22 protein-coding genes are annotated in these 23,708 nt (G+C 32.3%); 5 read left to right on the forward strand and 17 right to left on the reverse strand.

What is annotated here, in order from left to right; translation table 11 throughout:
* The first annotated feature begins 171 nt into the window (after positions 1–171).
* Complete coding sequence (locus V7719_RS05980; protein WP_335728972.1) at positions 172–1,659, forward strand: serine hydrolase; 1,488 nt, start codon at positions 172–174, stop codon at positions 1,657–1,659.
* 216 nt (positions 1,660–1,875) lie between these two features.
* Positions 1,876–3,720 carry a cystathionine beta-synthase gene (locus V7719_RS05985; protein WP_335728973.1) on the forward strand — a complete coding sequence of 615 codons (1,845 nt, stop codon included), beginning with the start codon at positions 1,876–1,878 and terminating at the stop codon, positions 3,718–3,720.
* A 794-nt stretch (positions 3,721–4,514) separates the two neighbouring features.
* On the opposite strand, the gene V7719_RS05990 is transcribed toward V7719_RS05985, so the two are convergent.
* From V7719_RS05990 to V7719_RS06065, 16 genes are all read right to left on the reverse strand, one after another.
* Positions 4,515–5,642, reverse strand: a complete 1,128-nt coding sequence (locus V7719_RS05990) for a serine hydrolase domain-containing protein (protein ID WP_335728974.1) — start codon at positions 5,640–5,642, stop codon at positions 4,515–4,517.
* Between the two features lie 190 nt (positions 5,643–5,832).
* Positions 5,833–6,333, reverse strand: coding sequence for a cytochrome P460 family protein (locus V7719_RS05995; protein ID WP_335728975.1), 501 nt, complete (start codon positions 6,331–6,333; stop codon positions 5,833–5,835).
* Positions 6,334–6,484: 151 nt separating this feature from the next.
* A complete protein-coding gene (locus V7719_RS06000) occupies positions 6,485–6,973 on the reverse strand; it encodes a hypothetical protein (protein ID WP_335728976.1) in 489 nt (162 codons plus the stop codon).
* A gap of 741 nt (positions 6,974–7,714) precedes the next feature.
* Positions 7,715–8,158, reverse strand: coding sequence for a hypothetical protein (locus tag V7719_RS06005; protein ID WP_335728977.1), 444 nt, complete (start codon positions 8,156–8,158; stop codon positions 7,715–7,717).
* A gap of 21 nt (positions 8,159–8,179) precedes the next feature.
* Positions 8,180–8,461, reverse strand: coding sequence for a DUF427 domain-containing protein (locus tag V7719_RS06010; RefSeq protein WP_335728978.1), 282 nt, complete (start codon positions 8,459–8,461; stop codon positions 8,180–8,182).
* A gap of 239 nt (positions 8,462–8,700) precedes the next feature.
* On the reverse strand, positions 8,701–9,150 hold the full coding sequence (locus V7719_RS06015; protein WP_335728979.1) for a heme-binding domain-containing protein: 450 nt from the start codon (positions 9,148–9,150) through the stop codon (positions 8,701–8,703).
* A 247-nt stretch (positions 9,151–9,397) separates the two neighbouring features.
* The gene (msrA, locus tag V7719_RS06020) at positions 9,398–9,949 is read right to left on the reverse strand and encodes a peptide-methionine (S)-S-oxide reductase MsrA (protein ID WP_335728980.1); all 552 of its coding nucleotides are present in this window, start codon (positions 9,947–9,949) and stop codon (positions 9,398–9,400) included.
* The gene (msrB, locus tag V7719_RS06025; RefSeq protein WP_335728981.1) at positions 9,939–10,397 is read right to left on the reverse strand and encodes a peptide-methionine (R)-S-oxide reductase MsrB; all 459 of its coding nucleotides are present in this window, start codon (positions 10,395–10,397) and stop codon (positions 9,939–9,941) included. Before msrB ends, msrA begins: the two co-directional genes overlap by 11 nt.
* Before the next feature lie 169 nt (positions 10,398–10,566).
* Complete coding sequence (locus V7719_RS06030) at positions 10,567–10,872, reverse strand: DUF6787 family protein (RefSeq protein ID WP_335728982.1); 306 nt, start codon at positions 10,870–10,872, stop codon at positions 10,567–10,569.
* A 300-nt stretch (positions 10,873–11,172) separates the two neighbouring features.
* Positions 11,173–11,796 carry a cytochrome P460 family protein gene (locus tag V7719_RS06035; RefSeq protein ID WP_335728983.1) on the reverse strand — a complete coding sequence of 208 codons (624 nt, stop codon included), beginning with the start codon at positions 11,794–11,796 and terminating at the stop codon, positions 11,173–11,175.
* 30 nt (positions 11,797–11,826) lie between these two features.
* Complete coding sequence (locus V7719_RS06040; RefSeq protein WP_335728984.1) at positions 11,827–12,984, reverse strand: cytochrome P460 family protein; 1,158 nt, start codon at positions 12,982–12,984, stop codon at positions 11,827–11,829.
* 463 nt (positions 12,985–13,447) lie between these two features.
* Positions 13,448–14,227 (reverse strand): helix-turn-helix domain-containing protein, encoded by a 780-nt coding sequence (locus V7719_RS06045; protein WP_335728985.1) that lies wholly within the window; start codon positions 14,225–14,227, stop codon positions 13,448–13,450.
* Positions 14,228–14,615: 388 nt separating this feature from the next.
* Entirely contained in the window at positions 14,616–15,467 is an 852-nt protein-coding gene (locus V7719_RS06050; protein WP_335728986.1) for a helix-turn-helix domain-containing protein, read from the reverse strand.
* A 215-nt stretch (positions 15,468–15,682) separates the two neighbouring features.
* A complete protein-coding gene (locus V7719_RS06055; RefSeq protein ID WP_335728987.1) occupies positions 15,683–16,516 on the reverse strand; it encodes a helix-turn-helix domain-containing protein in 834 nt (277 codons plus the stop codon).
* A gap of 150 nt (positions 16,517–16,666) precedes the next feature.
* Positions 16,667–19,831 carry a cytochrome c biogenesis protein gene (gene ccsA, locus V7719_RS06060; RefSeq protein WP_335728988.1) on the reverse strand — a complete coding sequence of 1,055 codons (3,165 nt, stop codon included), beginning with the start codon at positions 19,829–19,831 and terminating at the stop codon, positions 16,667–16,669.
* Positions 19,832–19,862: 31 nt separating this feature from the next.
* Positions 19,863–20,456, reverse strand: coding sequence for a cytochrome P460 family protein (locus V7719_RS06065; RefSeq protein WP_335728989.1), 594 nt, complete (start codon positions 20,454–20,456; stop codon positions 19,863–19,865).
* A 458-nt stretch (positions 20,457–20,914) separates the two neighbouring features.
* Here V7719_RS06065 and V7719_RS06070 point away from each other — a divergent pair, with 458 nt between their 5' ends.
* The 3 genes from V7719_RS06070 to V7719_RS06080 all read left to right on the forward strand — a co-directional run bounded on the left by V7719_RS06070 (position 20,915) and on the right by V7719_RS06080 (position 22,943).
* Complete coding sequence (locus tag V7719_RS06070) at positions 20,915–21,670, forward strand: SDR family NAD(P)-dependent oxidoreductase (RefSeq protein WP_335728990.1); 756 nt, start codon at positions 20,915–20,917, stop codon at positions 21,668–21,670.
* Between the two features lie 166 nt (positions 21,671–21,836).
* Positions 21,837–22,685, forward strand: a complete 849-nt coding sequence (locus tag V7719_RS06075) for a hypothetical protein (protein WP_335728991.1) — start codon at positions 21,837–21,839, stop codon at positions 22,683–22,685.
* A gap of 81 nt (positions 22,686–22,766) precedes the next feature.
* On the forward strand, positions 22,767–22,943 hold the full coding sequence (locus V7719_RS06080; protein ID WP_335728992.1) for a hypothetical protein: 177 nt from the start codon (positions 22,767–22,769) through the stop codon (positions 22,941–22,943).
* Between the two features lie 30 nt (positions 22,944–22,973).
* Here the strand turns inward: V7719_RS06080 and V7719_RS06085 are convergent, their stop codons facing one another.
* Positions 22,974–23,624, reverse strand: coding sequence for a CPBP family intramembrane glutamic endopeptidase (locus tag V7719_RS06085; RefSeq protein ID WP_335728993.1), 651 nt, complete (start codon positions 23,622–23,624; stop codon positions 22,974–22,976).
* Positions 23,625–23,708: the final 84 nt, after the last annotated feature.

The raw sequence follows: 23,708 nt of genomic DNA on the forward strand, positions 1-23,708 counted from the left end.
ATCTCCCACAAATTACTATCTTTAGATTATCAGAATATTAGTCCATACAGCCTTGCTCCTTTTTCAGCGTGCTCTGTCTATGGGCTGTTTCAGCAGAATCAACATTAGCCAAAAGGCTTTTAAAAGCAACTAACCACACGAAGACGTAAGCAATAATTACGACCAGATAATATGAAATATCTTAAACTATCTATTTTACTATTAACCGCAATTTGTTTCACTGCCTGTGATCAAAAACAGAGAGAAACCGTTAATACAGATATATTAAGCTCACCAATAAATGACTATCTGGAAGCTTGTGAGTCAAATGGGTTCAACGGAACTGTTTTAGTTGCAAAAGGAGACAGTATAATTCTTAACAAAGGCTATGGACTCGCCAATAAGGAAAAGTCCTTTGCAAATACCCCAAAAACAGTATTTGATATCTGTTCCGTAACAAAGCAGTTTACAGGAACGGCGATATTGAAGTTAGCCGAGGACGAAAAACTAAAGCTAACCGATTCTTTAAGTACATATTTTAGGGATTTGCCTTTTGATAAAAAGAACATCACCATTCATCAATTGCTCACGCATTCGGGTGGATTTGGGCATGATATAGGCGAAAGTGATTTTGACCATATCCCTGAAAAGGAATATTTCCAGCAATTGTTTGATACAGACTTACAGTTCATACCAGGAGAAAAATATGAATACTCTAACTCTGGCTACAGTATTCTTGGACGAATAATAGAAATCGTATCAGGCAAAAGTTATGAAAGCTATTTAAGAAAAGAATTATTTGAACCGGCAGGAATGACGCAAACTGGCTATCTCTTGCCTAAATGGAACAGTGATTTGGTAGCTAATGAATATTTGTATAATGTCATAAATAAAGGGAATCACATTTCTAAATATCAGCAGGATGGGAAAATTGCTTGGCCTTTAAAGGCAAATGGAGGTATTAACTCCACCCAAGAAGACATGTACAAATGGTATTTGGCATTAAAAAATAATACAGTATTAAACAATTCTTCTATGGAGAAATTAACGACACCGCATATTCTCGAATACGAAGGTGAATCAAGTTATTATGCCTATGGTTGGGCCATATTTCAATCAGATAGAGACACTAAAGTAATTTCTCATAATGGTTATAATGGTATTAATTATTATGAGTTTGTATGGTTTCCTGTAGAAGATGCTCTTATTCTATTTTCAACCAATTCGTCAACTCGCGAATCCATGAGAATATCATTTGAAGTAGAAAAGATGCTTTTTGATGAAAGTTATAAGCCAGAACCTATATCAAAAAATAAGGTGACTGAGTTGCTAACATTTACCGAAAGCTATACCGGAAATGTGAAAGATTTGGGGGGGGAATTAAAACGGAAATTTGAAGCGATGTTGGATGGCCCCGTTTATTTAAATCGCTTAAGTGGAATTTATTTACGAGGGGACAAAATTGAAAAAGCAATTGTCATTGCAGAGCTCAACACTCAATTGTTTCCTGATAATGGTAATATTTGGGATACTATGGGAGATGTATATTTTGCTGCGAAACAAAATGAAAAGGCAAAAGACAGCTACAAAAATGCATTGAAGTTTAAACCCAAAAATGATGATTGCTATTGGTGTGACAATTCTACCTCTCAGCTTAAAACTTTGGAAACAACAAAATAAACTATTGCCAACAACAGATATAAAAAATAGCTAATTAAGCGCAAGTTATCAAAGCTTGCGTTTTTTTAATATATTTATCCTCTCCGAAGAGAATACACATATTATCTCGCTACTTTTTATATACTAAACGTTATGCACAATGTAACAAAACGTTTAGTAACACTTTTAAAAAAAATCTAATTAATGTATATTACTGGCCTATCAAAGGTAAAAATCATGCAAGACACTAAAATGCTAAATTATATTAAAGATGTATTAGAAAACATGCCAACTGGCTGGTTGAGCCTAACAACTCATCGACTAGATATTTATGATGAAAAATTGGCCAAAATTGAATTTCTAGAACAATTTGAAGTCTTATTTAATAACAATAATTCTGAATCATCGGCATTAAGTAAATTACCCACTGCTTATGACTACATTCGATTAGGTCATCCATTATCTTCTGTTCTAGAATGGGTAATTGCCAATTTAAATAATCAAAAACCAAATAATGTCATAAGTTTTTCATCAAAGACGGTTCCTGTTTTGGCAATTCTAAGAAAAAATTTGATAGACAATAAAAATACCCAAATCATTTATACAGGTGAATTACCAGATTTTTTTGATGTTGAAATACTGCGACGTATTTATGGCTATAAGTTTGAATTGCAGAATATTGAGAGGGTAGAAGATATTTCCGTGTTTAACGGTAGTACCATTTATATTTCACAACAGGATGAAATTGGAACTATTGAACTCTCCCTAAACGTTGACTTTTTCATCAATATTTATGCTCATCTTGGAAGTGTTTTATTAGTGAATGGCGAACAAAATGAAAGTTATATCTCAGATATTCAACATGTCCGAAGAAGAGAGACAATCGCAATGACGCCAGCCAATTCTCTTGCTGCCTTAAAGTTTCTAATAGAGAAATCTTCTTTTGATATTAAAAAAAATAATGTTGAGACAAACAAAGCTCTTGTCTTAGACTCCATTGCAGCCATTACTGGAACAAATACAAAGGCTCTTGTTGGTTCTAGTGGATTATCGATTCAATATGCAATTATGATGGGGTTAATTCACGATGCACAAGAAAATCATAAAGGAAAGGCTATCAAAATTATTGTTCCTCCAAATTGTTATGGTGGAACAAATGACCAAGCAAGACGAGTTGCTGATTGCATTGATAATGTTGAAGTGGTGGATTTACCAGTTGATGGTGATAATGATATGGTTCAAAGTATTGATGTCATTTTAGATAAAATTTCTTACGAAGATGCTATCCCATACATCATCGCTGAAATCCCAACAAACCCTAGAGTTGAAGTTCCCGATCTTATAAAACTAAAAGATGTTTTAAGTGCATCCCGTAAAACTGCAACTGGTAAAATTGCAATAGATCCAGTTTTTATTTTAGATCAAACATTTTGTCCTAACGTACACTTTTTAGGTGAAAATGAAATACTCTCAACGATTAGGACCATATCATATGCTAGTGGATCGAAATTTCCAAGTGGTGGACAATGTACTGCTGGCTACTGTGTAGGAAACAAAAAAACTACAGCATTGATGGAAAAAATAGAAATACATCTAAGACTTTGCGATAACGAAGCTACAGATCTTCAAATGGAAATATTGGCAAAACAATTACCTTCAATGAAACAAAGAATTCATGATGCTTATGAAAATACACGTGATTTTGTAAACTTTATCAACGATACTTTACCAGAGGCGAAAATCAATTTTGTATCAAAAGAATTAGCGAAACAAGGATTTACTCCTTCCGTGTTTTCATTAGATCTTCCAACTAAAGGTAACACAGATGAAGAAAAAGAATCTTATAAAAGAGCGTTAAATCATAAATTAATCAATTTAATGATTACAGAAATCCCTAATGAAAGCAAGTACTGCGTGAGTTATGGTCAGCTAAATGGCTGTTATTGGACGATACCTGCAACATCTACCCAAGGAACAACTAAAGAAGGCGACAAAGATTATATTGCTCGAGTAGCACTTTCTCCTAATATGGATCTTGAACTTCATAAAAAAGTCTTTTTAAATTTTGTTGAAAATATTTAACTATTTGGAGATGGTGAAAGATCTCTTCTTATTCCTATAATTAAGACAGGAATAGGAAACACCCAAAATATGGTTTATTGCTTGATCTTAAAGATGGCAAATAATCAAGAACCCATTATTCAGCAGCGAGAAGTTTCCGCATGGAATTTCATATGCTATGAATTATGAAGGTTGTTACCCTCTTTTTTCTTTTTTAAAGCTGGTTTCCAATTCCTTAACGTTTTGTTAAACTCTGTTAACAAGGGTTAAATACCGTAACAATATTAAAACACGGTCGTCTATACAGTATAAACAATCAAATATTAGAGCCATGAGAACATTACATAACAACAAAATTACAGGAACAAGAAACACAACGAAAACCTTTGTTTGGAATTCGAAAAGACGTTACAACTAAACTAAAAGCAAAACCATCAATCTATATAAAATTAACATCATGAGAACACTAAACACCAACAGAATTACAGCCACAACAAATACCACTAAAACATTTGTTTGGAATACAAAAAGACGTTACAGTTAGTAAACGGGTTATCAATAGATAACACATCAATCAAAACAATCAATAAACACCCTTGTTAATTTAAATTTTCAAGGGTGTTTATTTTTAATTCCGTTTGGGTCATATCTAAACTATTTATCTCCCTTAAATTTTCATAGCTGATTTCTTAGAACTCGAGGTCCGTAGTTCTTACTTCTATAAAATATATCATCAAATGTTACACAACGATTTATGTATAGTGTCGAGGCTATCCCTAAGATTAACAATGAACTATACACTTTGTTATAAGCACTTATTTCAAATCTTCTAGTAGGCTAAAAGCTAGTTTTTGAAGTTGAGGCCCTGTTTCATTATCACTGCGATTTGTTATTACGGAGATTCCTAAATCAAACTGCGGAAACACAAAAATCATGTTTTGAGTTCGAAAAGACCCTCCATGATGATAGTAGTAGTTTCCAAATTCTTCGTATGCTCTAACGCGCCATAAATAGGAAATAGTTCTCCCATCTTCGCTATAAATAACCTCTCTAGACTTTCGAATGGTGGTTGATGTTGAATCGAGTTGAAGGCGCAAGTATTTTGTTAAATCAGGAGTTGTTGACTTTAGTTTGCCAGCTGAACCCCAAAGTGGATTATAAAAAAGCGGTCTAACATTTTCGCTAAAACCTAGTCCATTGGCAACATTAAGCAAATCCACTTGCATTAATTCCATTTTAGTATTGGTCATTTCAGCTCTTTCAAAAATGAAGGTTTTAAGTAGATTATCGAAATTATCTTCGTAAACAACTTCTAGTATGTGTCCCAATAATTCGACTCCTGCATTAGAATAAGAGAACCTATATCCTGGTATCGTATCAATTTGAACACCATGAAGATCCTCGAGGAATTTTTCCTTACTGTAATTTGCATATACTCGGTTTATTTTTTCAGGAGTCCCCTCCTCCTCAAATTTACCAAATAAAGCATTCACTTCTGGAGGTAATGTATTAACCAATCCGCTGGTATGTGTGAGTAAATGTTTAATCTTTATTGGAGATTGTTTATACACAAAATTCAGATATTCTTCATCCAAAAATTTCTGGACATCATCCTCGATAGTCAGCTTGCCTTCCAATACCGCCTGCGCCACAAGAAAACCAGTAAAGGTTTTAGTATTAGAACCTATCTCATAAATTGTCGCATCATTTGGTGTATTGCCCATACCCTTATCTAATTCACCAAAATGACCAGTATGTATCTCTCCGTTTTTATAAATACCAATGGATACCGAATTTATATTTGAGGCAATCAGAAATGATTCGGCATTTTTATCCATAGAAACTTTAATTGAATCTATCTTTTTTACGGGATTAATATCTACGCTACTTTTACAGCCTATAAAAGTAAATATTAGAATAATAAATTTAATTGGATTTCGCATAATTTCTAAATTTCAATAAATTAATTCAGTCTTTTATATAACTAAATTGCCTATAATATGCTCGTTAACAGATTAGTACCATTGAGCACGAAGTTAGCAAAAAATAAGAAATCCATTGTTCAGAAGCAAGGTGTTTCAGAAGATAAACTCATAGTTGGTTTTATCTATTTGTGCAATTATAGATACGATCTTAATCACGGTATTTTGAGTAAATGTAATCAGAGGCTTTCTGAGTTTTATGGCAGGAGAAGCATTGGTTATTCGCATCTTTTACTATTCTAATCCTTTGATCGTCTTTTGTGAATTCCTCAAAGCCCCAACCACCAGTTTCTGGGAATAAGACAGAATCTTTAATCATAACAGCTACACTTCTACGTGATCCTTCATAAATGAAACTATCTGCTACAACTTCGTGCCTGAGATCAAAAATTAAAACAGATCCTTTTTCGTAAGTTGAGCCGTCTTTCATAGAAGCAAGGGCCTTTTCATTTGCATAGATATGATGCATCCCTCCAAATCGCTCGTAAAGGGAATGGCTCTCCATAACAACTACAGACTTCACATGAGTCCAGTCTCGGTAACCATCAGGAAATGCGACCATTTCCTGATTATCAGTTGTATCGTTTTGCACAAAACTCATAACCAATACTATGGAAATAACGAGACCAAGAATTAAAATTAATTTTTTCATTTTATTTATATTTAATGATGTATTAACATCTAACGTTATTCTTGCAAAATCAACTTTAATTAATAAACACTATTTCACGTATTTGCTATATCCTTTTATTATCACAAAAACTCTAGCCAAACTTTGAATTAAAAGTAGAATTTGGATTTTATTAAAATTCAAATCCTAGATGCATTCCTAAAGTAAATTCTGAATTTCTACCTAATACTGTTCCTATAACCGGTCCAAAATGAATCCATTCTTTAGGTCGGATATTGATTTCTGCTTCGGTATAAGCTGATACTTCGAAATCTCTATGCTCCCCAGAAAGGCCAAAGTTTGGTCCAACGTTTAATGTTATCCATTTAGTAGGATTCCAACTGCCTAGCAAAGCAACATCATTAAGAGTTTCCTCTTCTTCAAATTTGGCTGTATACGATAATCCACCTCCCCATTTATGGTTGAACCAATAAGTGAGATGCAATTCTGTTCCAAAAGTGTTTTCTTTATTCTTGAAAGAAGTGACATAAATTCCTGAGGTGATAATTTCTAATACTGGATTTTCACTTTCGGACTCTTTTTTATGTTTTTCTTCCGACTGAGAATACAAAAGCATTGACGAAGTAAAAAGCAATAAACATATAATTAGTTGTTTTTTCATTTTATTCATGTGCTGTTACGTCATCAATTTCGAATCCAGGATCTGGTAATTGTGCAAACATATATGATTCTCCAAAAACCAATAATACTAGTGTTACTATTAAACTATAATTATTTTTTTAAAAATGTTGTTAATAAATTATGAATTATATAAAATTACGACATATACCTGTTAATTTATTGGATATATTTCCTTTATATAATTCCAATTAAGATCTTACCAAAAAGCTATAATTAATCTTAATGATTATAAAATTATTCCCTAACTAACAATCATTCAAATTAACAATACTAAAAATCAGTACTTATAGGTATCACTCCGTTTGATATAATTATTATAGGATGAGTGATAAGGGATTCAGTTCAACCTCATCTAACAGTTTCAGAATAAATCCCTTCAATGCTTGAAAGTTTAACCGAAATTAATTAAATATTTTATTACGTAAATAAAGAGCATAAAGAATCAACCAAAAAGTAAAGAAACAAATCTGAGTGAAAATTTGAGTAAGATGTGGGTTTTTCAAGGAATTTAATTCAGTTAATTATTGCTGCTTAGCCGAATTCCTTGATTTTAAATAAAAGATAGACAATCAAAGCGATAAAAGGAACTCAAAAATAACTAAAAAATTAAATTGATTATAAAATCAGCGATATACAGAATGGGGATTTACAAATCAAATGATCAGACAAATTCTCGAAATAAACGAAGAATGAATTGAATAATTTCTAGGTCTTATTTATTCTAATGAATATCCTCCACCAAAAAAGACTTATCGTTAAAACTAAAGGTTTCATTTATAGATTTATTCATCATCGCTATAAATAAAGGTGCCTCTGAGGACATTGCAATAAAATTTTCTCCCTCAAAATCAAATTGACAAGCTGGAATCCCAATGATATAATTTTGACCGTTTACTTTCGCTACTGCACCTAGGCCAATTTTATCCTTTTTGTCAAATGATATTTTGCTTATCTTCTCAATATTATCACTAATGTTATGGATTTGTTTGTCAAATACCTGGCTATATTCTTCTGCCTGTGTTCTATGGGATAAATCATCCGTATCCAAGTTATCTTGTAATTTTAACTTTGTGTTTTCATTAAATTCGGCATACTCTAATTCAACTGCCTCAAGATTCTCTCTTTGAACTCTTATAATTTCTTGTTTTAAAGCTAATTTATTCATGATTCTTATATTTAAATTAATCTATTTAATTACTTCAATACCTTTCCAAAATGCAACATAATTTTTTATGCCTTTAGCTAGAACTGACGGGTTTTCATAATACCATGCAGCACCTGTATTTAATTTTCCGCCAACAATAACATCATAATAAGATGACTCACCTTTCCATGGGCAGGTTGAGTGTATATCCACACTTTTTAAATACTCCTTTTTTATACTTTCAGGTGGGAAGTAGTGGTTGTTTTCTATAACTAAAGTCTCATTGCTTTCCGCAATAACTGTATTATTCCAAATTGCTTTCATCAAATTTAATTTTTTATTAAACTATTCATAACCCTTAGTTCTGGCATCACACAAGGTCTTAAGATTTCATTCTAATTGGCAATGTGATTGCTGAAACTAATATAATCACTCCCGCCAAATTCTTTGGCATACACTTTACCGCTTTTTTCATTATTAACTGAACTACCGAATATCCTTCTAGCAAATTTTCAGTTTCTCTAGTAATATGCTACATTTTTTAAATTGCAACATTTTTTGTTTTATTTCACCTCTATTGTATATAACCATTTCATAATCTTCTTTATTTCCTCTTGAGATAGCCTAGTATCTGGATGCATCATAAGGTATGATTTCAAAGGCATTTCTTCTTTCGTAATATTAAAAGCTGCAGCCGAAAGCATAGCTCTCTTGTCTCTAACATCCATAATAGCCCAATTAGAAAAATTCAGACTATACTTACCCGCTTTAACATGCTTGCCAACAAGCCATGATGCGGGTGCTATGTTGCTATACCATCTATCTTTAGTGAAATTAGAATGACAATCATAGCATGAATTTATAATTAAGTTTGCAACATCTCTTGGTGCTTTTTCCGAGTACAAAAAATCGTTAACAGTTGTTCCTTTTTGAGAATTCTTATATGGACCATAAAATTGTATTCCAATGAATACAACAACTATGATCAACAAAAATTTATACCTTTTTTTCATCCTTACGAAGTTATGAGCTACACAATAACATTGTGCAAACTACTTTATACCTTGCCCATCTTGGGTATTTAGCGAACCATTTTTCCGAATTAATTCCCTCACTATAAAACTTTTTATTACCGTTATAATGAACAGCTTCATTTACCTTAATTGGTTGTGATTTTTCATTTATTTAAATTACTTCTTTGAATTAGTAAGGGTGCATAACACACCCTGACTAATTATTTGATATATTATAAAAATGATATTAAGCAGCTATCTTTTTTAATTTATCCCCATGCAATTTCCGTAATTTGGCCAATTTTGGAGTTATTACAAAGCTACAGTAGCCTTGAGCTTGATTATTTCTGTAATAATCTTGATGCACTTTTTCGGCTTCATGGAATATATCTAAAGCCGTAATTTCTGTTACTATCGGCTGCTCGTAGAAAGGTGAAACCTTTTTCGAAACCATTTTGGCTATTTCCTTTTGTTCATCATTATGATAGTAAATAACTGAACGATATTGAGTTCCTCTATCTGCTCCCTGTTGATTTATTGTTGTTGGATCATGAGTTGTCATGAAAATCACTAAAATGTCTTCATAAGAAATGACATTTGAGTCAAATGAAACTTGAACAACCTCGGCATAACCTGTTAGTCCTGAACATATTTCTCTATATGTAGGCTTTCCTGGTGCATTCCCTCCACTATATCCAGAGACTACTTTTTCGACACCATTTACTTCTTGAAAAATTGCTTCTACACACCAGAAACATCCGCCTCCCAGTGTTACTAATTCTAATTTTTTAGTTTCCATATTCTTTCCTTTCTATTTTCATTGATTCTGAATTAATACAATAACGTAATCCGCTAGGTTCAGGTCCATCAGGAAAAACATGCCCCAAATGACTGTCACAGGTATTACACATAACTTCAACACGAGCCATACCAAATGCCGTATCTCGCTCATACTTAATAGCATTTTCTTCTATTGGTTGAGTGAAACTGGGCCACCCTGTCCCAGAACTGAACTTAATTGTCGAGTCGAACAAAGGTGTATCACAACAAATACAATTATATTTACCTTCGTCATGAATACTACATAGCGCTCCACTATGAGGCGCTTCAGTTCCTTTATTTCGAGTAATTCTGAATTGTTCAGGAGTTAGTAGTTCTTTCCATTCCAAATCAGTTTTTTGTACTCTCCTGCTAGGCTTTGGATTTCCTTTAACAGTAAAACTTATTACATCTTTCCATGTTAACATAATTTATATCCTTTCTTTTAGGTTTGATTTATTATACAAAGATAGAATCATAAAGGGCGTATTACAATATCTATAATACCTCAAAAATTGTACTTTTCACCCTTCCTTTGATGTTGTTAAATGATAAAATTTGTAAATAGAAACTTTACAGATTTTCAACTGTGGAATATCACTCTTTGAAGAATTTTTTAAGACCAATTCTTGATAGCATTTTCTTCTCCATTCCCCAAAAGAACTTGTGCTGACCCATAATGGTTCCTATTGTTACTAAAAGTACTTGGTATATAACGAACATAGAAAATACACGGATAGACCAGAATATTATTGGATTCATAAGTTCTTTAGTAACACCAATACCATTCATTAATGGCTTGGCAAGGGCAACGGATAAAGATCCCGTCACAGAAAATACGAGAAGAATTATTATAATTTGAAAATTGGAAGTAATGCCCCAACGTTCTTTTAATTTTTTCATAGATTCTGTTTTTAATTATTAATTAGTGAATATCTTAAACAATCCAAAAGTGTTCTATTATCATAAAACACCTTTGGACAACACTAAACCTATCAATGAAAGAACAGGCTAATCGCATATGCTAATGACTACAATTAAAATTTAATAATCAGTGAGGTTAATGGAAAAACTATAGCTTCTTGCTATTTAAAAAAGGATTAGTTAAAATTCTTATTTAAAAGCTCAAAACAAAGTTAATCATGAAGACATAATAGATATTGGTTTTATCTATTTGTCTAGTAAAGTATTATTTTGTTATTATTATCGTTTATCTGAATCTTCTGGGTTAACATTTTCACCTACCCCTTTAGCAGCTCTTAATACAGGGTAATATTGTGAGAATACCCAATCTTCAGCTGCACTGGTTTGGTGACAAATATTACAATGCTGAGCTCCAAATGGCTTTTGAGTTGCAGGCAAATTACCCGCATCATCTGTATGGAATCCATAATATGCCCAATTTCCTGGTTCATCAGGATATAGTTCTTTACTTTTTATTGTTACTTCTACTGCTAAGAAATCTCCCTGAAAATAACCTATACCACTTGTCGCAGCCTTATCACCAACACTCACCAACTCCTTCACCATTACAGTACCTTCTCTATATTTGCCAGTCTTTTTGTAATGCTTATAACTCATAGGATCAATATATACATTATGAAACTCAGGAAATGCAGCGGCTCCATTATTTAATTCGTTAGGCGTCACTGGAGTACCAACATAAACCCAATCTCTATAGCCCGTAGGTCGCATTAAATCACCATTACTGTCCATTTTATAATATGACACTTCTGTATATTCTTCGGTTGCCTCTTTTTCCTTGGCACAGGCTGCAAAAAGCATTAGACTCAAAGCTGTTATTGTTATGTATTTGAAATACTTCATTTTAAATATTTTTATAGATTAGTTATTTTTTTATTTAAATGGGAATGCTGAACGAACCATGTCTTTCCCAATAGCATGACAACCTACACATCCGTTGACACCATTTCCAATACCTTGTATAGCATTACTATCTTCTGTACTTGTAACCTCATACCAAAACCATCCTTTTCCGGCTGCAGTATCATCTTGAGTTTTAGTATATACTGCCCAACCATTTAGGACATTTTGGTCAGTAAACATTTCCTTAACTACCGCAGATCCTATTGGATGACTACTATTTCCGCTAGTCATTGATTCTGCCAAAATATCATTCATATATGTTCTAACTGGCCAACCAAGTTTTGTATGTGGTCCAATTGATGGATGAGCCTCGCTCTCCTGTGTTTTAAATTCTTGATATTTCTTGGTATTCAAATAAGCAAATAATTCTTCTTTGCCTAAAGGGAAATCCAAATCCAAATCTTCTGGCGTAGGCGCACTAGCTTCCCAAATTCCTGCATTTGCATAATCAGAAGTTGAATTCTCTTCCGAAGTTGCAGTAGTTCCACCCATATTAACTTTCATTTCAGATCCTCTATGATCAGAATCTTCTGGGCTAACATCCCCAACTCCTTTTGCAGCACTTAAAATTGGATAGTATTGCGTGAATACAAAATCATCTGCTGCATTTGCATCATGGCATGCATTACAATTTACATCTGGCTGTGCCTTAACAGAACCCGGTAGAGTTCCCGAATCATCAACATGGAATGGGAAATACGCCCAATTTCCAGCAGCATCAGGGAAATCCTTTTTACTCTTTATGGTAGCTTCCAAAGCATGGTATTCTCCCATAAAATAACCGCTACCACTTGTAGCCATTTTGTCTCCAACAGTAATTAGTTCCTTAATCATTATTGTACCTTCTCTGAACTTCCCTGTTTTTTTGTAATGCTTAAAACTAACAGGGTCAATATACACACTGTGGAATTCCGGAAAAGCAGCATTTCCATTATTAAGTTCGTTTGGCGTTAATGGCGTTCCTACAAAAACCCAGGTTCTAAAGTCGGTTGGGCGCTCAAGCTCTCCTTGTTCATTAATAGTATAATAGGAGATCTCTTTATAAGTGTCTTCATTTTTGCAAGACATAAATGCAATAACAGTTACAATTAGAATGTAACTGCTGGGTTTAAAAATTTTTTTTAGCATGATTTTAGTGTTTAATTATGTTGAAAAATTATTGTTTATATTAATAGCTATTCAAATTGTATGTCGTTTGATTTATCAAATCATTTTGCCATTTCTGAGTGACTTTAATCTCTGTGAAATCCATATGACCATTATACTTTTTACATATCATAAAGATGTCAAAAAACAACTCTTCGTTAACTGTTTTAATATTTGTTATATTAAATTGAATAACGTTCGTAAACTGATTAAAAACATTACTTTTTACGTACCTAATCCAATTTTGTTTATTTACTAATCTTTGCTTATTATTATAAATTATTAAAACGTCTTCATCGAAATAATTATATAAAGCATCTTCGATTTTTGAACTCTTAAGGTTTGATAAAAACCTATACATGCTACTGCTCAAATTTCTCTCTGTTACTTTATTCAATACGCTTACCATAGTTCCAAATACTAAAGTTAAATAATAAACACTAAATTAAATAGGACATTTTTCGCAATTATCAGAATTTCTATGAATCGTTCTATAATTTAATGGAGTAATCCCAGTATTACTTTTGAAAATACGAGTAAAATAAGCCGGATCATCAAACCCTAAGTCAAAACAGATATCTTTACTTGACTTGCTACTATGTACTAGTAATTTCATTGCTTCCAACAAAAGTTTTTCCTTAATCATCACACTAGGGTTTTTAAATCCCAGCCTTTGCATATTTTTTAATAACTTTTTTGGTTTTATGCCCAATTCTTTTGAATATCCTGCTACCGAGTGATTCCATTTATAGTTATCCATAAGTAACTTTTGAAAATCAAATACTAATCCAAACCTTGAGTTTTTTTCGACCTCTTTCTTATTGATAATTAATTCATTAACATCATTAATTAATAAATTGGTATTTAGTCCATTTTGTAGACAAGAACAATTTGCAGCCTTGGCAAATGAATTATCAATTTCTTTAGCTGTTTTATCATCTACTTCAATTATAGATGTTCTATCCGAATATTTAGTCAATAGATTATATAAAAATGAATTTTCCATAATACTCTCATTTTCTTTAAACCTAATAACTTTAAACTCTGAGAAATCATCACACCTTCCTGAAAACTTTTCATTTGGCCTTACTATAACGAGATTATTTTTTTTCAGAATAATACTATTCGAATTAAAAGTTGCATCCAAATTTATATTATATACCCAAATAAGGTGAATTCCTTTTGCGCTATTTATTTCAAGAAAATTGGTCGAAAACAAATTCATATTAAGTATCTATTTATTAATGACTTACTTAAAGTACAAATTTGACGTTAAATTATCGTTATTAAAATGAAGAAACTTCCTTTAAAATTATACAATTTCCTAAAAGTTATGAGAATTTACTTTTATAAACGTCTAAGAATAGTCCTGTTTTGTTCTGAGCGTATTTATAAAAATTTAAACCTTTAAGAACCTAATCCATTAGAAATTTTCACATTTTTGAATACTAAAACATCTTTAATGTCAACACCTAAATCGGAGATTGTCACCAACTATTTGTTCTTTATATAGCAATTAACAAAGTTTTTTTCGATGAAGTGTACGAATACATGTATTCGTACTATTTAGGAATAGATATAATTATAAAATCACTTACAAAGGTTATATGTAATTAATGTGAGGAGTTATTTCTTTTATATTCTGTTGGAGTTAATCCAGTTTTTTGTTTGAATAGAGAATTGAATGTGGATTTGGAATTAAATCCTACAGCGTATATAACCTCTAATATTGTTTCTTTTTCATGAAAAGGATTTATTAAACGATCTTCTGCTAACAACAACCTATAATCATTAATAAAAGTTATAAAGTTTTTATGGAAATAGTAATTTATCAAATGAGACAATTTCCTTACAGGCATATCCAATTCAATTGCTAGCTCAGTTAATGAAAGCGTCGAATTTAAATAGGGTTTTTCATTATCCATATATTTTGTAATCTGCTTAATGTCAGATTTTATTATTTCTGGATCAAACTTATTATTGTCGTTTTTCTTGACAAAAACTTTATCGCCAATTGAAATTCCTGAAAAAATTTGTGGCTGTTTTAGTCCATTAAAGAACATCCAATTTACCGAAATTAGCACTGTTGTATCGACTACAGGTATCGACCAAATAAGTAGCTGAGTTGAAAGTAAATATTCAACCAAATCTGAAAATACAACAAAACAAAAAATGATCATGGTCCATAAAAGCCAACTCAAATCAGTTTGTGTAGCGTTTGACTGGGTTTGCACCATGATTTTTCGATACTTAAGAATCTCTCGTATGGCAAATATTAAATAAGGGAACAAGCTCAGGTAAACAAGAGGTCTAACAAAATCCCATATTGGATAACCAATAACTATATTTAAAAGTAAAAATAGTGAGAAAGCCAAATGAAGTAAATAAATTGGTTTAAGTGAAAAGTATCTGCGAATCAGTGATAACGCATATAAATAAAGTAAAGGACCATATAGTAGAGTCAAAACGCAGAATATTATACGCATTTCTATAATTTTATTTCCCGTTAAAACGCTAATCTTAAATGCTAGCAACGTTGCCAAAAAAATCAAGAAAAATGCTAGTATCCGATTGCTTATTTTTTTCGGGCCTTTATAAGTGAACAGATGGTATACAAATATTAGACTCTGAAAGACAATAAGTACTGGAACAATAATTTTAAAGTTTAACTCCAATGTAATTAAGTTTGATTTCGAAACGCATTAGGAGACAATCCTGTATGTTTCTTAAAATATTTTGAAAAATGTGATACTTCAGAAAATCCCAATTCATTTGAAATATCAAATACCTTTTTCTTCGAATAATTTAGCAGTCTTTGTGCTTCAAGACTGACACGTTCACTAATCACTTTATGAGGTGATTTTTGGTTGTATTTTAAAAATAGATTAGATAAGGATTTAGGAGTTTTATTTAAAAGTGCCGCATAATCAGCTACTTTATGTTTGCTTCTAAAATGCTCTTCAACGAGTAAGTTAAACTTTCTGAATTCATCAAACTTAGACTGTTGCATTTCTGGATAAGGTCCTATTTCTTTAGCCAATCTTACAGATTTAATTAATAACCTTTTTAGCAATACCCTCAGCATTTCTCCTTGAATATGATCCTTGTTAGAAAATTCTTCTTGAAACATCATAAATAATAATTCGAAACTCCCTTGCTCCTTCTTATTAAGTTCAACTATTGGAGGCAATGAAGACCCATAAAACAAAAATCCTTGACAGGACACCTCATTGTCATGATCTCTAGTACAATAGAACTCTCTATTAAATATATATGAGACAACACCTTCGGTATAAGGATCTAATTTAAGGATATTTAGGGGTGTACAGAATAAGACATGGTTTTTTTTTATTGTTAGATGATACCCATCTACTTCAATCAAAATATCTTGATCTTTAACCCAGATAATCTTATAGTAATTACTATCACCTAAACGTTTATCAAAAGATACGCAATTAAAGTCTGTCAAGGTGAATTCACTCTGATTATGAAAATGAGAATAGTGATAATTCATATTTTAAAATTTTACATTAACAAATTCAACAAACAATATCATAGAAGACTGAGAACCTAGTTGATTTAAAAAGCAGCATTTAAGCTTTTAAATTACCCAATCTTTTCTTTTGTTATTATTATATTTAAAAGATGCATCAATAGGTAATTATTATTTCTTGTAATATTTATGATATTTTCGATAAGCAAAAAATGCAATTATTGCTATAATTCCAAGGGTATAACCTATAAACTTCAAACTGACGATTTGATCTCCGCTTGCATAGGAGTGCAATCCTGCGAGGTAAAAGTTAACACCAAAATAAGTCATCATAATACTAGAAAAAGCAATAATTGAGGCCAAATTAAATCCAAAACGACCTCGTAACCCAGGAACCAAACGCATGTGTAGTACAAAGGCATAAATCATTATACTTATCAAGGCCCAAGTCTCTTTAGGGTCCCATCCCCAATAGCGTCCCCAACTCTCGTTAGCCCACATACCACCTAAAAAATTTCCAATGGTAAGCATAACGAGTCCTACAGTTAGTGCCATTTCATTAATAATGGTTAATTCCTCTATATTTAGACGCATCTTTTTTCTATTAGCCTCTGTAGTAAAAACCATAAGTAAAAGTACCACCAACCCTAAAATCATTCCAAGAGTAAATGGCCCGTAACTTGCTACAATCACAGCAACGTGTATCATAAGCCAGTAGCTATCAAGAACCGGTTGTAAATTGGCAATTGCCGGATCCATCCAATTCCAATGAGCCACCATTAATATCATGGCAGTTACAAATGCGGTGGCTGCGATTGTAAGATCACTTTTACGCCCAAAAATTAGTCCAAAGAACATTGTAGCCCAGGCAACATAAATCATAGATTCGTAAGCATCGCTCCAAGGTGCATGACCAGAGATGTACCAACGTGCAATTAGTCCTAGTGTATGTATTACAAACAACAACAGAATTGCAAACTTAAAAGTCGTGACAAAAGCACTAATAATTTTATTTTTATCCTTGAAAATTTGTACAATAAGAACTATAAATAGAAAGGTGCCTGCATACATATACCAACTAAACAATTTTTTAAAAACGTCATATCTGTTGTATCTAACTTCGGCATTGATCCTATCATCGCTTATCATTACTGATGATCCATATTCATTCTGAATTTTTTTAATTGCTTCTAGAAATTTTTCAGGCTCCTTAAAATTCTTTGTTTTTTTTGCTTCATTCAATGTCGACAGATAGAAATCAAATCCATTATTGATAAAATTTAAGTATAGTGAATCTTTTATTTTATAATTTTTTAAATTCTTTTCTTTAGATGAAATCCATTTGTTGTTACTATTGTCTGGAAGCGGAAATATTTTTAACGAGGTTCCTTCTACCGTATTAAATAATAAATTAACCCGTTGGTCTGCCTCTTTAAATTCTTTTTGAAAACCGCTAGGTGGTTGCGCCTTATATGCCGCTTCAAGATAAGGGCCTAATTTATACAACCCCTTTTCATCAAAGAAATTTGCAAGTGTTGCATATTTCTGAGTTTTATCTATACCTATTAATTTTCGTATGGAATCACCTTTTTTAGGCTTTAGATAAATGATTGGCACATCGTACCATAAAAATGGGTTTTCATGTATAGATAGAAATACCTGATTAGCATTAAATCCCTCATAAGTATCGTGCTTACTCAACTTACGCAACATTTCTGAAGCATAGGTGTTAACAGGCATCATACGTCCACTTAGATCTTGAATTACCATGTGACCAAAGGCATCAGCATGAGATTTTGGCGTAATGGATTCCCTTAAAATTGAATCTATTACTGATTTAGACTTACGTGAATCATCTTGCGCCAAACCACTCAATGCAAAACAAAATAAAAAGACTGACAGTAATTTGGCTTTTTTGGCTTTTACTTTATTTAAATTTTTAGTAAGATTTGAAAAACGAGAACCCTTATAAAATAGAATGGCTAATAACCCTAAATACAACATGAAATACCCAAAATAAGTAATCCAAGTTCCCCAGAAATCATGATTAACCGAAAGGATTGTGCCTTTTTCATTTGGATAAAAGCTTGATTGAAATAGACGATAACCACGATGATCTAAAATATTATTCATGAAAACACGATAATTGAAATCACCCATCTCTTCATCATAAACCGTCAGATCACTTGAAAATGCAGAATAACTCTTCTCTGTTCCAGGATACCTGTCAGCAATAAAATCATTTAACTTAACCTTAAAAGGAAGTTCCAAAATTTTGGATCCATATCGAAACCCAATATCGAGATCTCCGATACTCATACGTTTAATTGTAGGATTTGTGCCTTGCCCACCTATTAGATTTACATATTTAGTTTCATCATTAACCGAAACCTTTAAGACAATGCCATCCTCATCACTTTTAAGAATTTGTGGTTTTTTAACTACATCCAATTTTCCTTTTATCACTGGCTTTGGAAATACCATTTGTAAATTTCCAATAATATATCTAGAGCGAAGGAGTAACGGTTGAATACTATCTTTGAGCAAGTGTCCACTAGCTCGTGTTGCCATGGTCATATATTCACCATCTACTGGTGACTGAATAAAAAGTTTGTTGTCGTTGTAGTGTATATTTATGGCATTCTCAATAGGATTATTTAAGGTAAATATGACGTTATGAATAGTTTTTGTTTGTCCCGGTTTAAGAAAATGATTATGAGGAGATCCATCTCCCGCTTCAACTATCTTTAGGTACTCCTCTCCATTTTCATCTGGAATAATATCTTCTTCCGCTCCAACAATGAATTTCTCCAATTCAATAAATACAGGTTGTTGATTATATTTTGTTTCAACTTTAAACTTGTTATTTAGGCGGTCAGAAAAGTCCACTTCATGCTCTACAGATAAGCGTTGTATCCCTCCATCAATTTGATAATCACCATCGATTTGAGCTGTAACAAAAGTCTTTTGTGAAAAGAATCTATTTTCGGTAGCCCCTTCAGGAATGGACATGACGCCCTCAAAACCAATGTATCGGGTTACAAATGCACCAAGAAGAATAAAAATAAATCCTAAGTGAAAGGTAAGTGTAGCCCATTTTCCTTTTTTGTAAAGTTTGTATTTAAAGATGTTCCCTGAAAAATTAATAACAAAAAGCCCCATTATAGCTTCAAACCACCATGCATTATAGATTAAATTCCTAGAATATGCGGTTGGTGAGGTTTCTTGACCAGCATCCATAAAAGTCCCAACAGCCATGGAAGCAGCAAATATTATAAATAGAATTGAAGTGAGACGGGTTGAAAATAAAATTTTAGCAAGATTATTTTTTATCATTGATAACTAGTATTAATTTGATTAAATGTGACTATTCTAATTTAAGAACCGGATAACCATCTACATAAATCCAATCATCTTTTTCCGCTGGCACGTGGCAGGCAATACAATTAGCCTTATAATCGGTAGATACAGTTTTATACATTTTACCTGCTTCAAAAAAAGACCATCCCCATCCATCTCCCCATAAAGGATTATCTGGGAATCGGTTTTTAGCATCTTTAACCATAACAAACCATCCTTCATTCTCGTTTGCTCTACTCACCAATCCCGTCGAAAGATATTCGGTATGCGTATTCATCAACTCTTTTACTAAAATGCATCCATCTGGGAAATATTTGTTTTTTTGATAGAATGAAACTGCTCCAGGTGAAGCATAGACATTGTGGATTCCTTTAGATCCTTTATCACCGTCAATTGCCCATGCACCAAGGAAATCCCACTCTCTATAATTTTCGGGAACGCTCATCACTCCATCGTTCGAACCTGATTCAAAGTAGGAATAAACCTCATTGGTCATTTTCGTCTCTTTAGTAACTTCAGAAGGTATTACTTTCTCTTTATTTTTTGTACAGGCAGATAAAATCAAAACTAAAATAACTATCAAAAAAAAATTTACTTTCATGATCTAATGTTCTTTATTGGTTAATAATTTCTAGTCGAAGATAAGGAATATTCAAAAAGAAAAATTGCACTTTATTCCCCAATCCATTACTTTATTACTAAATCTTCAATTGTTAAAAGGAGCAAGTTTTATGAAATACTGGAAAATATAAGTTGAGTTTATCCTAGACAGGACTTTAAAGTGATTGTTTGCAGATGAATGGCTTGGTGTTGATAAGGAAGAAATAGTAACGGAACGAAAATGAATTAAATAAATTATAACTGGTTACAACACCTTGAATAACCATTGTTTTCTTTGCATGACCGTCGAAAATCCAGCTGATTTCCCACAAGTTCGTTTTCTTTCACTAACTTTAGTTCTAACCAACGCAACTAACATTATACAAGCACGTTGCCGCCAATACTTGGAGGACTCCATCAACAAAACGATATTTATAAATTATTTTTAATTAAACACTTATGAATTTAGGACTAAAAGGGAAAAATGCAATAATTACAGGAGGTAGTAAAGGAATAGGAAAAAGTATTGCCTTAACACTAGCAGATGAAGGCGTAAATGTTGCCATTTGCGCTCGTGGCGAGGAAGCACTCAGAGCTACTGAAAATGAGCTTATTAAAAAAGGTGTGGAAGTTTATGCTCAATCTTGTGATATTGGCGATACTGAAAAATTAGATGCTTTTCTTGATGCTGTCAAGGGCAAGTTTGGAAATGTAGATATTTTAGTTAATAATGTCTCCGCATTAAGCCTAGGAGATGAGTATAATGACTGGGAAGCATCTATCAATATTGATTTATTGGGCAGCGTAAAGGCAACTAGAAAGGTAATTCCTTGGATGGTTGAATCTGGCAATGGTAGCGTTTTATTTATTTCTTCCGTATCCGGACTTGAATCTGGTTCTCCTCCTGCATATGCAGCATCGAAGGCTGCTCTTATTAGTTATTCTAAAACTTTGGCTGTACAACTCGCACCGAAACACATTCGGGTAAACACTATAGCGCCAGGTTCGATTGAATTTAGCGGTGGACTTTGGGAAATGGCTAAAAAAAATGATCGCCCTTTTTATGATATGGTACTCGGTTCAATTCCTTCAGGAAGAATGGGAACTCCGGATGAAATAGGCAAGGTAGCTGCCTTTTTGGTTTCGCCATGTGCTAGTTGGGTTACTGGAACGTGCTTATCAATTGATGGAGGACAACATAAATCAAATTTGTAACAATCAAATAATATATTTAGCCAATTGTTAGTTCTTTGCTTACTCTGAAAATTTTGCGCATTTCCCTCTGGTTCATTTTCTTTTACTAATTTAGAGCGAGCAAATGCAACTAACCATACATCGAGCACGTTGGGTACAATTTATAACTATTACAAAAAATAGAATTATGGAAAAAAAAACGTATCAAAATCATTTCTTTTTTATACTGGTGATAACTTTTACGCTTTCATTGAGCGCACAAGATGATGTAATTCTTAAAAGTGATGGAAATGAAATGCAAGGTAAAATCTTAAAAATAAACAAAGACGATCTACAGTTTATTTACAAAAATGAGACTATTGAGTATACTGTTAATAAAGCAGAAATCATAAAAATCACATTCAGCTCTGGTAGAATTGAATTCTTCAATAAAAAAGCTACGACTTCAAATTCAAATCTAGAAGAACATCACAATAAAGTAGCTATTTTGCCATTTGGTTATATAAAAGACCAAGAGACAAGTAACGTAATGATGACAAAGAAAATTCAACAAGAAACGTATACAATATTCAAAAAAAGGGCGGCAATTCTACAGTTTCAAGATCCTACTACAACTAATGCCTTACTGGCAAAGGCTGGAGTCTCCAACAACAATATAGAAGGCTATACAATGGGTGAAATATGTAATATATTAAATGTAGAATATGTTATTCAAGGATTGGTTTCAATCGAAAAGTCTACTGTGACTAATTACAGCAACACCACAGCTAAAACTAAAACTAAAAACAATAAAGCTTACATCGATAAAAAAGGACATATTGTAGGTGATATTTGGAATAACAATAAAAAAACCAGCAACAGTAGCACTTATAGTACTGCTACGCAAAATTATTCGACAAACATTACTATGAATGTTTATAGTGACAAAGGTGACAACGTTTTTAGTAAAGAACATGCCTCTTTTTGGCAAACTCAAGATGCATATAAAATTACATTAACATATCTTGCTAAACGGACACCCATATATAAAAGATAGAAAGTATCTAGTTCGAATTAATATCTTATACAAGATAGTTTGAACGATAACACCTCATTTTTGACTAAAATTAGTTTCCTCTTGTTACACGTTTTATTCAGTGTTTATTCTTTTGGTCAAAATACGACAACACAAGATTCAACTTCAATAATCTCTTATGCAGATAAGGTCATTGTAAAACTCGACATAGATAATCAAACAGACACTTACTTTGAAAATGACAACCAAAACTTATTAAGAAATAAAAATAACCCTTAAGGAAATTAGTATTGAATTAAAGCGTTTTTTTTAATTAAAAAATAGGGTAGATATGGTTTTTGTAAGCCCGTTATAAATAATATATGTAGCAAGCAAATCGTATGTTGCATGAGAAATCATTACCAACCAAAGGTTTTTCTTATTCATAAGATAAACCATACCGTATATTGCTCCAATTACTATTGAATTCATTGCTCCATGAAATCCTTGATAAATATGAGGAATACCAAAAAGTAAACTTCCAATTATTACCATGGTTACTTTAATTCTTCTAGAAGAGCCAAACCATGATTCGAATCTCTTAAAGAAGAATCCTCTAAATACAATTTCTTCGCAAAAACCTGCAACAATTATTATATAAACACTCATTAGTAAAGCATTAGTTAAGCTTTCCTGTATAAATAAAAATGCTCCCGAACCTTGAGAAGGGTAACCTATTAAAGGCATAAAAATGGTTGCCGAAAACAACTTAAGTAGGATGCCCAAAACGACACCAATTACTATTGTTTTAATAATACGAGTAGGCTTATATAAGCCTAAAGATTTGTAAGTGGCTTTTGTGAGTTTTCTCCAAATCAAAACTAGTATGGCAGCAATAGGAACCATAATTAATCCTATACTTATTATTATAAAAGTTGAAAGGTTTGATCCAAAACGTGAATTTAGAAATTTTGTGCTCATTAAAATTGAAATTTAGATTATGGAGCAATTTAGTGGTTTCATCAATTCAATACCTTCTTTTCAGGATGCCTTTTCTATGACATT

This window comes from Psychroserpens sp., assembly GCF_036960315.1.
Classification (GTDB): domain Bacteria; phylum Bacteroidota; class Bacteroidia; order Flavobacteriales; family Flavobacteriaceae; genus Psychroserpens.

Coding starts and splice junctions, on each gene's coding strand:
- V7719_RS05980 (WP_335728972.1), top strand. CDS start 172: ATGAAATATCTTAAACTATCTATTTTACTATTAACCGCAATTTGTTTC.
- V7719_RS05985 (WP_335728973.1), top strand. CDS start 1,876: ATGCAAGACACTAAAATGCTAAATTATATTAAAGATGTATTAGAAAAC.
- V7719_RS05990 (WP_335728974.1), bottom strand. CDS start 5,642: ATGCGAAATCCAATTAAATTTATTATTCTAATATTTACTTTTATAGGC.
- V7719_RS05995 (WP_335728975.1), bottom strand. CDS start 6,333: ATGAAAAAATTAATTTTAATTCTTGGTCTCGTTATTTCCATAGTATTG.
- V7719_RS06000 (WP_335728976.1), bottom strand. CDS start 6,973: ATGAAAAAACAACTAATTATATGTTTATTGCTTTTTACTTCGTCAATG.
- V7719_RS06005 (WP_335728977.1), bottom strand. CDS start 8,158: ATGAATAAATTAGCTTTAAAACAAGAAATTATAAGAGTTCAAAGAGAG.
- V7719_RS06010 (WP_335728978.1), bottom strand. CDS start 8,461: ATGAAAGCAATTTGGAATAATACAGTTATTGCGGAAAGCAATGAGACT.
- V7719_RS06015 (WP_335728979.1), bottom strand. CDS start 9,150: ATGAAAAAAAGGTATAAATTTTTGTTGATCATAGTTGTTGTATTCATT.
- msrA (WP_335728980.1), bottom strand. CDS start 9,949: ATGGAAACTAAAAAATTAGAATTAGTAACACTGGGAGGCGGATGTTTC.
- msrB (WP_335728981.1), bottom strand. CDS start 10,397: ATGTTAACATGGAAAGATGTAATAAGTTTTACTGTTAAAGGAAATCCA.
- V7719_RS06030 (WP_335728982.1), bottom strand. CDS start 10,872: ATGAAAAAATTAAAAGAACGTTGGGGCATTACTTCCAATTTTCAAATT.
- V7719_RS06035 (WP_335728983.1), bottom strand. CDS start 11,796: ATGAAGTATTTCAAATACATAACAATAACAGCTTTGAGTCTAATGCTT.
- V7719_RS06040 (WP_335728984.1), bottom strand. CDS start 12,984: ATGCTAAAAAAAATTTTTAAACCCAGCAGTTACATTCTAATTGTAACT.
- V7719_RS06045 (WP_335728985.1), bottom strand. CDS start 14,227: ATGAATTTGTTTTCGACCAATTTTCTTGAAATAAATAGCGCAAAAGGA.
- V7719_RS06055 (WP_335728987.1), bottom strand. CDS start 16,516: ATGAATTATCACTATTCTCATTTTCATAATCAGAGTGAATTCACCTTG.
- ccsA (WP_335728988.1), bottom strand. CDS start 19,831: ATGATAAAAAATAATCTTGCTAAAATTTTATTTTCAACCCGTCTCACT.
- V7719_RS06065 (WP_335728989.1), bottom strand. CDS start 20,456: ATGAAAGTAAATTTTTTTTTGATAGTTATTTTAGTTTTGATTTTATCT.
- V7719_RS06070 (WP_335728990.1), top strand. CDS start 20,915: ATGAATTTAGGACTAAAAGGGAAAAATGCAATAATTACAGGAGGTAGT.
- V7719_RS06075 (WP_335728991.1), top strand. CDS start 21,837: ATGGAAAAAAAAACGTATCAAAATCATTTCTTTTTTATACTGGTGATA.
- V7719_RS06085 (WP_335728993.1), bottom strand. CDS start 23,624: ATGAGCACAAAATTTCTAAATTCACGTTTTGGATCAAACCTTTCAACT.